This is a genomic window from Aeromicrobium sp. 50.2.37 (genome assembly GCF_024655735.1).
GTDB lineage: Bacteria > Actinomycetota > Actinomycetes > Propionibacteriales > Nocardioidaceae > Aeromicrobium.
In genome coordinates, this window is record NZ_JANLGG010000005.1 from 124,931 (window position 1) to 136,605 (window position 11,675).

Genomic DNA, 11,675 nt, shown 5'->3' on the forward strand with positions numbered 1-11,675 from the left:
TCCTTCCCCAACGCCGAGGTCCCATGTCTGTGCCCACGTCCCGCGATCCTCGACCCGCGGCCCGTCGTCATGCCCACCGTCGCCACCTGGTTCGAGCGGTGGTCGCGGCGCTGGCGGCGAGCCTGATCGTCGTCGGGTTCACGAACCCCGTGCTGGCCGACAAGAAGGACGACCTCGAGCGGCAGAAGAAGGGCGTCAGCGGCAAGATCGACGGCGCCCAGAAGGCCCTCGACTCCTCCAGTGCGGCCTACAACAAGGCAGCCGCCGCTCTCGAGGCAGCGCAGTCGAAGCTGACCTCGGCGCGCGCCACCCTCGGTGAGACCCGCGGCCAGCTCGCGGTCTCCCAGGCCGAGGACACGCGGATGCAGGCCGAGCTCGACCGCAGCGAGGCGGCGCTCGACAAGGCCGTCGCCGCCCTCGAGAAGGGCGAGAAGCGGCTCAAGAAGTCCGAGGAGTCCGTCGCCGCGTTCACCGTGGAGACCGTGCAGGACGGCGACCGCGGCATGCGTGCCTTCGGCGAGCTGCTGGGTGGCGAGAGCCCCACCACGTTCACCGACCGGATGAGCCTCAACGCCTCGGTGGGTGACGCCCAGGTCTCGCGGATGCAGAAGCTCGCCGCCGCGAAGGTGATGCTCCGCCTCAACCGCGACAAGGTCGAGGAGCTGCGCGACGAGGTGGCCGTGGCCCGCAAGGCCGCCGCCGCCAACCTGCAGAAGATGACCGAGCTGGAGGCTGCCGCGGAGGCGCAGGCCGCCGAGGTCGGCCAGCTCGTCGACGCCCGCGCGAGTGCCAGCACCGCCGCGAAGGCCGCACGGGCCGAGGACGCCAAGCTCCTGGCCGCGTACGAGGCCGAGCGAAACCGTCTGCAGTCGCAGCTGGAGGAGCTCGCCCGGCGCGAGCTCGAGAAGGCCAACAAGGGCGGCAAGGGCGGCGGCACCAGCGGAGGCGTCTCCGGAGGCGACAAGGGTGGCGCGCTCTCCTACCCCGTGAGCGGGCCGATCACCTCGCCCTACGGCATGCGGCGCCACCCGATCACGGGTGTGTACAAGCTGCACGACGGCACGGACTTCGGTGTCGGCTGCGGCACGCCGATCCGCGCGGCCGCGAGCGGCACGATCATCCAGCAGTACTACAACGCCGGGTACGGCAACCGCGTGATCCTCGCCAACGGCGTCAAGCGCGGCAAGAGCATCGTGACGACCTACAACCACCTGTCGCGGTTCGCCCGCGGCAGCGGCGCGAAGGTCTCGCGCGGCGAGGTCATCGGCTACGTCGGCAGCACCGGCTACTCCACGGGGTGCCACCTGCACTTCATGGTGCTGGCCAACGGCGGCACGACCAACCCGATGAGCTGGCTCTGACGAGGACGTCGGGTCCGACCCCCTAGGATGGGTCGGTGGCCAAGGAGACCGGGCGCAAGCTCATCGCGCAGAACAAGAAGGCGCGCCACGACTACCACATCGAGGACACCTACGAGGCCGGACTGGTCCTCACGGGGACCGAGGTGAAGTCGTTGCGTGCCGGTCGCGCGTCCCTGGTCGACGGCTTCGGCGAGATCGCGAACGGCGAGGCCTGGTTGATCCAGGTCCACATCCCGGAGTACAGCCAGGGCACGTGGACCAACCACGAGACCCGGCGGCGCCGCAAGATGCTGCTCAACCGCCAGGAGATCGACAAGATCGAGCAGCGCATCCAGGCCAAGGGCCTGACGATCGTGCCGCTCGCCCTGTACTTCCTCGACGGCCGCGCGAAGGTCGAGATCGCCCTGGCGCGAGGCAAGAAGCAGTACGACAAGCGGCACGCGATCGCCGAGCGCCAGGCCAAGGCCGACGCCCAGCGCGAGATCGGACGCAAGATCAAGGGCATCCGGTAGTGACGCTGTCCGACGCCGACCTCCCGGGGCTGGCCGACGACCTCGGGCTGCCGGGCCTGTTCGACGTGCACGTGCACTTCATGCACCCGAAGGTGCTCGCCAAGGTGTGGGCCTACTTCGACGCCGCGGGCCCCCTGCTCGGTCGTGCGTGGCCGATCGCGTACCGGGGGAGCGACGAGGAACGCGTCGAGCAGCTGCGCGCGATGGGCGTCAAGCACTTCTCCGCCCTGTCGTACGCGCACCGGCCCGGGGTGGCGACCTTCATGAACGAGTGGACGCTGGGCTTCGCCGACCGGGTGCCCGAGGCGCTGCGGTCGGCGACGTTCTACCCCGAGGTCGAGGCGGCGTCCTACGTGCCGGAGCTCGTGGAGGGCGGGGTCGAGGTCTTCAAGGCGCACCTGCAGGTGGGCGACTTCGCCGCCGACGACCCGCTGCTCGACCCCGTGTGGGGCACGCTCGCCGAGAGCGGCACCCCCGTGGTGCTGCACGCCGGATCCGGACCCGCACCGGGCACCCACACCGGACCCGACGGTCTGGCGCGGGTGCTGGACCGCTTCCCGGGCCTGCGGATCATCGTGGCGCACCTCGGTATGCCCGAGTACGAGGCGTTCCTCGACCTCGCCGATGCCCACCCCGACGTCCGCCTCGACGTGACGATGGCGCTCGTGGACTTCTGGGACGGCCCGCCACCGGTCGACGTCGCGCCCAGGCTCGCGGACCTGGGTGACCGGATCCTGCTGGGCACCGACTTCCCGAACATCCCGTACCCCTACGCCCACCAGGTCGAGGTGCTCCAGCGCCTCGACCTCGGCGAGGGCTGGTTGCGTCGGGTGCTCTGGCACAACGGCGCCGAGCTGTTCGGGTACACCGCGTGAGGCTCGACTCCGCCGCGGGGCGGTGGCTCGTCGCGGCGATGGTCCTCGGCACGGGCATGGCGTTCCTCGACGGATCCATCGTCAACCTGGCCCTGCCCGCCATCGACGGGGACCTCGACGCGGGCGTGGCGGGTCTGCAGTGGACGGTCAACGCCTACACGCTCACGCTGGCCGCCCTCATCCTCGTCGGTGGCTCTCTCGGTGACCGGTGGGGCCGACGGCGTGTCTTCCTCGTCGGCGTCGTGTGGTTCGCCGTGGCGTCCTTGGCCTGCGCGCTCGCGCCGACGATCGAGGTGCTGGTGGCGGCTCGGGGGCTGCAGGGGGTCGGCGGAGCCCTGCTGACGCCGGGCAGCCTCGCGATCATCTCGGCCTCGATCCACCCTGACGACCGGGGCCGCGCCATCGGCCTCTGGTCGGGCCTGGCCGGCGTCACGACGGCGCTCGGACCGCTCGTCGGCGGCACGCTCGTCGACGCGGTGGGCTGGCGATCGGTCTTCTGGATCAACCTGCCCCTGGCCGCTGCGGTCGTCTGGGTCACGTGGCGGCACGTGCCGGAGTCGACGGGTGCGCAGGAGCGGCTCGACGTCGAGGGCTCGCTGCTGACGGTCGGCACCCTGGCCTTCCTGACCTACGGACTGGTCCAGCAGGAGTGGGTGCCGAGCCTCGCCGGCCTGACCCTGCTGGTCGCCTTCGTGGTGCACCAGTGGCGCGCCCCGCACGCGTTGGTGCCGCTGTCGTTGTTCGCCGACCGCGTGTTCACGGCGGCGAACATCTGCACCTTCGCCATCTACGGCGCACTGAGCGGCTCCATGTTCCTGCTGGTGCTGCAGCTGCAGTACGTGGCCGGGTACTCGCCCCTCGAGGCCGGCCTGGCGACGCTGCCGCTGACCGTGCTGATGCTCCTGTTCTCCTCGCGCGCGGGTGCCCTGGGCCAGCGAATCGGGCCCCGCGTCCCGATGACCCTCGGGCCGTTGCTGTCGGCGGCGGGTCTGCTGCTGTACCTGCGCATCGGGGCCGACGCGAGCTTCTGGCTCGACGTGCTCCCCGGAGCGGTGCTGATGGGTCTCGGCCTCACCCTGCTGGTGGCGCCGCTCACCACGGCGGTGCTCGCTGCCGCACCGGACGACCAGGCCGGCATCGCCTCGGGCATCAACAACGCGGTCTCGCGGACGGCGGGCCTCCTCGCGGTAGCCGCGATCCCGCCGCTCGCGGGCATCGCGGGACCGGACTTCGCCTCGCCCGACGTGTTCGGGCCGGGCTTCCGCGTCGGCACGTGGATCTGCGTCGGGCTGCTCGTGGTGGCCGCGGGCTGCGCCGCTGCCCTGGTGCACGGGCGCTCGGCCGACCCGGACCGCGCCCCGACCTCCGTGTAGCCGCCCGCCGAGCGTGACGATCGGGTGAACGTCCGGTCGCAGGTCTGGTCACGGACGGTCCCATGGTGTGGGGTGGTGCCCATGACTCGACTCGGGGGAGCCGGGCGGGGGTGCGCGGCCACGAGCCGACGCACGCCCCGACACGCCGGCCTGGCCATCATCATCACGCTCGTCCTCGCCGTGCTGCCGCGTGCAGCCGACGCCGCACCGGAGCCCGGCTACTACGACAGTGCCCAGGGCCTCAGCGGCGCGGCGCTGAAGGACGAGCTGCACGACATCATCTCGGTGCAGACGCGGATCTCCTACTCCGCCGTCTGGGAGGCCCTGAAGGTCACCGACCAGGACCCCGCCAACAGCAACAACGTGAAGCTCTTCTACTCGCAGGTCTCGCGCTCGAAGTCCGCGAACGGTGGCAACGTCGGTGACTGGAACCGCGAGCACGTCTGGCCGCAGTCGCACGGGGACTTCGGGACGTCGACCGGCCCCGGCACCGACCTGCACCACCTGCGCCCTGCGGACGTGCAGGTGAACGGCACCCGCGGCAACAAGGACTTCGACGCCGGCGGGTCGTCGGTGAGCGGCTGCTCGTCGTGCCGGACCGACGGTGACTCGTTCGAGCCGCCGGCCGCGGTGAAGGGCGACGTGGCGCGCATGGTCATGTACATGGCGGTGCGCTACGAGGGCGGCGACGGCTTCGCCGACCTGGAGGCCAACGACCAGGTCAACGGCACGACGCCCTACCTCGGCCGGATCTCGGTGCTGCTGCAGTGGCACGCGCAGGACCCGCCATCGGCGGCGGAGCAGCGGCGCAACGACCTGATCGACACCCGCTACCAGGGCAACCGCAATCCGTTCATCGACCATCCGGAGTGGGCGCAGTCCGTCTTCGGCTGAGCCGACCCGACCGGGGGTCCGCCACCGCCCGCATCGGTGGATGTGCAACCGCAGGAGAGCTGCTGACGGTGCGCGTCCACCGATGGTGGACGTGGTTCCGCGCGAGGAATGCACGGTGTCGGTCCGCGGTTGTACAGTGAGGGAGCGCCTCCGGGCGTTTGACAACTCAAGAGGGGCTGATCGGTTTCGACTTTGGTCGTTCGACTCAGGAGAAGCGGGTAGAGAACGCGACGTCATCTCTTTAACGTTCGTCGCAAACCACAAGTGCCGATTCCAAGCGCACTGACTTCGCCCTCGCTGCCTGACAGCGACTGGTGAAGGGCAGACCCGGGAGCGTCCCCGTCCCGGATCGTCTGTCTCATCTAGGGGACTTGCTGATCGCGTAGCGTCACGTGACGCGATCGGGACTTTTTCGTGACTGAGCCTGTTGGTGACGTGTTCGTCCGAGCACCAGGGCTGAGAAAAGCGACATGACGCACTGCACCCGGAGAAGACCTGACTCAGCGCCAAAGGACCCGGGTTCGATTCCCGGCAGCTCCACCGAGCCTCGAAGGCCCCGCACCGTCCTCGTGACGGTGCGGGGCCTTCGTGTGTCGTGCGGGGCCTTCGAGGCTCGGTGAAACAGGCACCGTGAATCGAGTGGGCCCCACCCTCTCGCGCCGAAGGCGCCCTGCGGAGGGATCCCGGCAGCTCCTGACTCGTCCATGCCAGGCCACGCACCGCGTGGCCGTTCAGGTCTCGGAACCCATCACCCGAAACCGACGGCGAGACGGGCCATGACGTTCCGAACCTCGGGACTTCAGGACGAAGCGCCAGCCTTCTCACCACCCGGCCCGCCCGGGCCACGCCCACCCGGCCCACCCGGCCCACCCAGGCCCGGCCCGCCGAGCAGGTCGGCGTCGTAGGCCTTCAGGACGGATGTCTTGTCGGTCTTCGTGAGGGTGCCGTCCTCCACGGCGGCGTCGAGGCGCTCGACGAGGGCGGTGCGGCCCTCGGCCTGCCGCTCCTCGCGATCGCTCTCGGCCTGCTTCTCGGCGACGGCGAGCGCGGCCGTCACCTTCGCCTCGGACACGTCGAGCTCCTTCGCGAGTGACGTGGCGAGGGCGGCCTGGCGGTCGGCTCGATCCTCGTCGGAGGGCGGGGTCGGCTTCTCGCCCTCGGCGGGCGCGTCGGGACGCAGGTCATCGCGCACGGCGGCGAGCGCGTCCTCGACGTCGGACTGCTCCAGGTCGAGCTCCTCGGCGAGCGTCTCGGCGAGGACGCCGGGTCCGCCCCGATGACCGCCCGGGTGGGCGCTGGAGCTCGCGGTGCTGTCGGCGGTGTCCTCGGCGGACGCGACGGCGATGCCGCCGGCGGCGAGTCCGGCTCCGGCGACGATGCCGGCGATGCCGATGCGTGCTGCGGTCGAGCTGTTCATGGGTCTTCTCCTGGTGGTGTGACGGACCTCGTCCACGGTGGCGGCCCACCCTGTGGTGAGCCTGTGGCCGGGGTCTGCGGAGGCTGGGCGTCCGGGATCGTGGAGCGCGAGACGCTGGCGCCGACGCGTACCGTCGGTATGCTCGCGGCATGTCTCCTGCGCGACGCATCCACACGTACTCCCACGACGGTCTGACGTTCGACGTCACCGACACCGGGCCGATCGGGGGCGACCCGGTGGTGCTGCTGCACGGGTTCCCGCAGAAGGCGACCTCGTGGGAGCGGGTGAGCGAGCTGCTGCACGCGGAGGGGTACCGCACCATCGCCCCCGACCTGCGCGGCTACTCCCCGGGGGCCCGTCCCCGCGGCCGCAAGGCCTATGCCGGTGACCTCATCGCCGCCGACGTGGCTGCGCTGCTCGAGATCGTCGGCAAGCCCGTGCACCTCGTGGGCCACGACTGGGGGTCGGCCATCGGCTGGTACGTCGCCGCCTCCCGCCCCGAGCTCCTGCAGTCCTGGACGGCGGTCTCGGTGCCGCACCCGGCTGCCTTCATGGCGTCGATGCTGCGCAGCACACAGCTGCTGAAGTCCTGGTACATGGGCTTCTTCCAGCTGCCGAAGGTGCCCGAGCTGGTGCTCACGCGGGCGAAGGGCGTGCGTGAGCGCGCCCTCGCCCACGCGGGCATGGATCGAGAGCTCCGTGATCGGTTCGAGGCCGAGATGATCGACGGAGGCGCCCTGCCCGGCGGCCTCGGCTACTACCGCGGCCTGCCGTTCTCGCTCAGCTCGGTCCAGGGAAAGGTGAGGGTGCCCACGACCATGGTCTGGAGCACGGGCGACGTGGCCCTCGGCCGCAAGGGAGTCGACCTCACGCCCCAGCACGTGGACGCGCCGTACGAGCTCGTCGTCCTGGAGGGGGTCAGCCACTGGATCCCCGACCACGAGCCGCAGGTGCTGGTGGACGCGATCACCCGACGGGCTCGCGCCGTCGCAGCCTGACGCGTACGGTCGGGGCATGGACGAGCCGTTCGACCCCGCGCGCGTGACCCAGGCCCTCGAGCACCTGCCCGGCTGGTCCGGCGACGTGTCGGGGCTGACGCGCACCTACACCTTCGACGGCTTCTCGGACGCGATCGCCTTCATGGCCGCGGCCGCACCGCGCATCGACGAGATGGACCACCACCCCGAGTGGACCAACGTGTACGACCGCGTCGAGGTACGACTGAGCAGCCACGACGTGAGCGGCGTCAGCGGACGCGACGTCCGCCTGGCCGAGGTGCTCGACGAGCTGGCCGGCGACGCCGCACGGTAGGCCGCCCCGGTCTCGGGCCGTGGGCCTCAGGCCCAGAGGTTCTCGCCGAACTGGAACCAGATGGCCGCGATGACGGCGACGTACCAGAGCACGACCACGAGCAGCGTCCAGTTGCTGAGGAACCGGGTGACGGCCGAGCCGGGCGCGAACGCGCGAAGGTTGCGGGCGGTGACGAGCACGAACAGCGGGATCATCATCGTCCAGACGACCATGCACCACGGGCAGAGCTTCTCGATGTCGTAGATGCTCTGGTACTGCAGCCACGTCACGAACCCGATGCCGAACAGGACGCCGACCTGGAGGCCGCCCCAGATCCAGCCCGGCAGGCGCACGCCGGACGCGAGCAGCACCCCGAGGGTCAGCACCACCGTGAACCCGACGATGCCGATGATCGGGTTGGGGAAGCCGAACGCGGACGCCTCTGGAGTGTTGATGACACCGCCGCAGCTCACGAAGGCGTTGAGGTCGCAGTTGGTCGTCGGCTCACGACCCTCGGAGAGCTCGGTCAGGTAGCGGACCTTCTCGATGGTCAACGTGGCGGCGGCGACCAAGCCGACGACGCCGCCGATCAGCATCATCCACCGGGGGTCGCGGACCTCGCGGGCGTCGGTGGCCTCGTCGGGGCGGGTCTCGAGCACGTCACTCACGCCTCGATCCTAGAGGGAGGGCGGTCGCGTGGCTTGCGCGTCGGCTCTCGTTGCTTGACGCGGCGGCATACTCGCCGTACGGTTTCGGATACCGTCAGTATCTGAGAGGTGTGGACATGGAGCACGTCGACGTCGTCATCGTGGGTGCGGGGCTGTCCGGCATCGGCGCCGCGTACCGCCTGAGCACCATGAGCCCGGGCACCAGCTACGCGATCCTCGAGGCCCGCGACGCCATGGGCGGCACGTGGGACCTGTTCCGCTACCCCGGGGTGCGGTCGGACTCCGACATGTACACGCTGAGCTACCCGTTCCGGCCGTGGACGGACCGCAAGTCCATCGCCGACGGCGGCGACATCCGCGAGTACATCCGCAGCACCGCCGACGAGCACGGCATCGCCCAGCGGATCCGCTACGGCCACCGCGTCGTCGCGGCCAGCTGGTCGTCCGCGGACGCCCGGTGGACGCTCACCAGCGAGGTCGACGGCGAGCTCGTCGAGCAGACCTGCTCGTTCCTGTTCATGTGCAGCGGCTACTACGACTACGACGAGGCCTACACGCCGGACTTCCCCGGCCTCGAGGACTTCGCCGGGACCGTCGTGCATCCGCAGTTCTGGCCCGAGGACCTGGACTACCAGGGCAAGAAGGTCGTCGTCATCGGCTCCGGTGCCACGGCCATCACGCTGCTGCCGTCGATGGCCGAGGAGGCCGAGCACGTGACGATGCTGCAGCGCTCGCCCACGTACATCACCTCCCTGCCCGGGGAGGACGCCCTCTCGGCCGGGCTGCGGAAGGTCCTGCCGGCAGGCCTGGCCCACCGGGTCACGCGCGTCAAGAACGCCACCGTGGCCATCGGCTTCTACGAGTTCTGCCGCCGCTTCCCGAGCGCAGCCAAGAAGATCCTGCTGACCCGCGCCGGACGCTCCGCGCCCGACGGCTTCGACCCCAAGCACCTGACCCCGCGCTACGACCCGTGGGACCAGCGGCTCTGCGTGGTGCCGAACGGCGACCTGTGGCGCACGTTGCGGCGCGGCAAGGCCTCGATCGTCACCGACCACGTCGACGGGTTCGACGAGACCGGCATCCGGCTCACGTCCGGCCAGCACCTCGACGCCGACGTCGTGGTGACCGCCACCGGGCTCAAGGTCGTGGCGCTCGGCAAGGTCGCGATCGACGTCGACGGTGAGAAGGTCGACCCGAACGAGCGGTTCGTCTACAAGGGCCTGATGATCAGCGGCGTCCCGAACCTCGCCTGGTGCATCGGCTACACGAACGCCTCGTGGACCCTGCGTGCCGACCTCTCGTGGCAGTACGTCGCACGGCTGGTCGAGCACATGCGCAGCCACGGCTACGCGGCGGGCACCCCCGACCCCCAGGGCGCGAAGGGAGAGACCGCTCCGGCGCTGGACCTGCAGTCCGGCTACGTGCAGCGGGCTGCGGGGGTGCTCCCGCAGCAGGGTCGCGAGAAGCCCTGGACGGTGCGCCAGAACTGGTTCCTCGACGCCTGGGACAACCGTCGGACCGACCTCGACGAGGCCATGGTCTGGACGCGACTCGACGAGACCTCGCGGCAGTCGGCCCAGGCGTCCTGACGAGGACTCTCACGTCTGGCAGTGCGGGCACCAGAAGGTGATCCGCTCACGGCCGGGCTCGTCGCCCAGCTCGTCGTTGCGCAGGGGCGTGCCGCACCGGCGGCACCGGGCGTGCTCGCGGCGGTAGACCCAGCGATCCTCACCGTGCCGGGTGCTCCCGGTGAACGTGCGTTCCACCCGCGCCTTGTTGACGTCGAGCAACCGGTGCCCGCGGTCGATCACCCGTGCGACGTCGGGGACCTCGCCCACCGGTCGCGTGGGCAGGAGTCCGGAGAGGAACAGCAGCTCGTTGACGTACTCGTTGCCCAGGCCGGCCAGGTTCCGCTGGTCGAGCAGCGCCACGAAGATCGGGCGCTCGGGATCGGCCGACACGCGGCGCGTGGCCTCGGCGAGGTCCCAGTCGGGACCGAGCAGGTCGGGGCCGAGGTAGGCGAGCGCCTCGTCGTCGTGCTCGCGCCTGAGGATCTCGAGCAGCCCGAGCGAGAAGCCGATGGCCTGGTGCTGCTCGGTCTCGAGGACGATCCGCGCCGTGTGCGCGGGACGCCGCCACCGGCTGCCCCGCCGCAGCACGTGCCAGGCGCCCTCCATCTTCAGGTGGGAGTGGATGGACGCATCACCCACGCGGATCAGCAGGTGCTTGCCGCGGCTCAGCACCTCGTCGACCGTGCGACCCGACAGGTCGAGCGTGGCCCACTGCGGCACGCGCACGTCGGAGCGCACCAGCTCACGACCCTCCAGCACCTCGCGCAGGTGGTGCGCGGTGCGCCAGACGGTGTCACCTTCGGGCATCGGCGACCTCCTGCCGTCGATCGAGGTGGTCTGGCGGGGGTGTCACGCCTCGCCCGGTGTCACCTTCGGGCATCGGCGACCTCCTCTCGTCGGGTGGGGCTGTCGGGCGGGGGTGTCACGCCTCGCCCGGTATCCCCTTCAGGCATGGCTCGGCCGTCCGGACGCCGGCGACCGGCGGGCGGTGTCGCTGCCGCGTCGCAGATCGAGTCGCAGGCCCTTGGGGTGGCGCTCGAAGCCCGCGGCCAGCAACGCCTCGCCGGTGGGGCTGGAGCCGGAGGGGCGGCCGTTGACCGACTCCACGGTGAGGCGGGGGATGCGGCCGGACCGGCCGAGAGCCGCGAGGGCGTGGGCGGCCCGGGCGAGCACGTCGGCGTCGTCGGTGAACGCCAGGCACGAGCGCCCGCCACGCTCGACGTACAGCACCGCACGGCCGTCGTGCAGCGCGACCAGCGCGCCGGCCTTGCGGGCGGGCCGGTGCTTCAGGTCGTCGGCGGGGTCGGTGATGGCAGGCCACGGCAGGGCGGCGCCGAACGGCTGGGCCGGGTCGGTGGCGGCCAGCACCACCGCGTCGACGTCGGCACGCTCGTCGTCGGGACGCTCGAACGTGCGCATCCGGTCGACGGTCGCCACCGACGCGAACTGAGCCGCGCCGAGGGAGTCGATGTAGTAGCCGCGCAGCACCGAGCCGTTCTGCTCCAGCTCACGCAGCACCCGGTAGGCCCCGGCGAACCCACCGGGCGTCTGCTCCGCCACGACGGCTCCGCGCGTGACCACGCCGTGCCGAGCCACGAGCGCCTCGGTGCGCGCGACCTGCAGCGCCGCCTGCTGCTGAGGGTCGTCGCCCGGCCGCTCGACGGCGAACCATCGGCCCGAGGCGATCGGCGGGCCGAGGCGCGCGGCACGGGGT

The 11,675-nt window shown here is 71.1% G+C and carries 11 protein-coding genes, 1 other RNA gene and 1 pseudogene; 9 read left to right on the forward strand and 4 right to left on the reverse strand.

Annotated features, from left to right (window positions below; translation table 11 throughout):
- The first annotated feature begins 98 nt into the window (after positions 1-98).
- The 6 genes from NUV38_RS04490 (at position 99) to ssrA (ending at position 5,558) form a co-directional block, all read left to right on the forward strand.
- On the forward strand, positions 99-1,361 hold the full coding sequence (locus tag NUV38_RS04490) for a M23 family metallopeptidase (protein WP_257727958.1): 1,263 nt from the start codon (positions 99-101) through the stop codon (positions 1,359-1,361).
- A gap of 35 nt (positions 1,362-1,396) precedes the next feature.
- On the forward strand, positions 1,397-1,873 hold the full coding sequence (gene smpB / locus NUV38_RS04495) for an SsrA-binding protein SmpB (RefSeq protein WP_055968797.1): 477 nt from the start codon (positions 1,397-1,399) through the stop codon (positions 1,871-1,873).
- Positions 1,873-2,748 carry an amidohydrolase family protein gene (locus NUV38_RS04500; RefSeq protein ID WP_257727959.1) on the forward strand — a complete coding sequence of 292 codons (876 nt, stop codon included), beginning with the start codon at positions 1,873-1,875 and terminating at the stop codon, positions 2,746-2,748. Before smpB ends, NUV38_RS04500 begins: the two co-directional genes overlap by 1 nt.
- A complete protein-coding gene (locus tag NUV38_RS04505) occupies positions 2,745-4,121 on the forward strand; it encodes an MFS transporter (RefSeq protein WP_257727960.1) in 1,377 nt (458 codons plus the stop codon). The genes NUV38_RS04500 and NUV38_RS04505 overlap by 4 nt, the downstream gene beginning before the upstream one ends.
- An 81-nt stretch (positions 4,122-4,202) precedes the next feature.
- A complete protein-coding gene (locus tag NUV38_RS04510) occupies positions 4,203-5,015 on the forward strand; it encodes an endonuclease I family protein (RefSeq protein ID WP_257727961.1) in 813 nt (270 codons plus the stop codon).
- A gap of 172 nt (positions 5,016-5,187) precedes the next feature.
- Positions 5,188-5,558, forward strand: a transfer-messenger RNA (tmRNA) gene (ssrA, locus tag NUV38_RS04515).
- A gap of 256 nt (positions 5,559-5,814) precedes the next feature.
- On the opposite strand, the gene NUV38_RS04520 is transcribed toward ssrA, so the two are convergent.
- Positions 5,815-6,432 carry a hypothetical protein gene (locus tag NUV38_RS04520; protein WP_257727962.1) on the reverse strand — a complete coding sequence of 206 codons (618 nt, stop codon included), beginning with the start codon at positions 6,430-6,432 and terminating at the stop codon, positions 5,815-5,817.
- 149 nt (positions 6,433-6,581) lie between these two features.
- On the opposite strand from NUV38_RS04520, the gene NUV38_RS04525 reads away from it, so the two are divergent.
- Complete coding sequence (locus NUV38_RS04525; RefSeq protein WP_257727963.1) at positions 6,582-7,430, forward strand: alpha/beta fold hydrolase; 849 nt, start codon at positions 6,582-6,584, stop codon at positions 7,428-7,430.
- A gap of 16 nt (positions 7,431-7,446) precedes the next feature.
- Positions 7,447-7,743, forward strand: coding sequence for a 4a-hydroxytetrahydrobiopterin dehydratase (locus tag NUV38_RS04530; RefSeq protein ID WP_257727964.1), 297 nt, complete (start codon positions 7,447-7,449; stop codon positions 7,741-7,743).
- A 26-nt stretch (positions 7,744-7,769) separates the two neighbouring features.
- Here NUV38_RS04530 and NUV38_RS04535 read toward each other — a convergent pair whose 3' ends face one another.
- On the reverse strand, positions 7,770-8,390 hold the full coding sequence (locus NUV38_RS04535; protein WP_257727965.1) for a vitamin K epoxide reductase family protein: 621 nt from the start codon (positions 8,388-8,390) through the stop codon (positions 7,770-7,772).
- Positions 8,391-8,506: 116 nt separating this feature from the next.
- On the opposite strand from NUV38_RS04535, the gene NUV38_RS04540 reads away from it, so the two are divergent.
- Entirely contained in the window at positions 8,507-9,979 is a 1,473-nt protein-coding gene (locus tag NUV38_RS04540) for an NAD(P)/FAD-dependent oxidoreductase (RefSeq protein ID WP_257727966.1), read from the forward strand.
- Between the two features lie 9 nt (positions 9,980-9,988).
- On the opposite strand, the gene NUV38_RS04545 is transcribed toward NUV38_RS04540, so the two are convergent.
- Both NUV38_RS04545 and NUV38_RS04550 read right to left on the reverse strand, forming a co-directional pair.
- Positions 9,989-10,768, reverse strand: coding sequence for a DNA-formamidopyrimidine glycosylase family protein (locus NUV38_RS04545; RefSeq protein WP_257727967.1), 780 nt, complete (start codon positions 10,766-10,768; stop codon positions 9,989-9,991).
- Positions 10,769-10,906: 138 nt separating this feature from the next.
- A pseudogene (locus NUV38_RS04550) lies at positions 10,907-11,675 on the reverse strand (hypothetical protein); the annotation flags it as partial.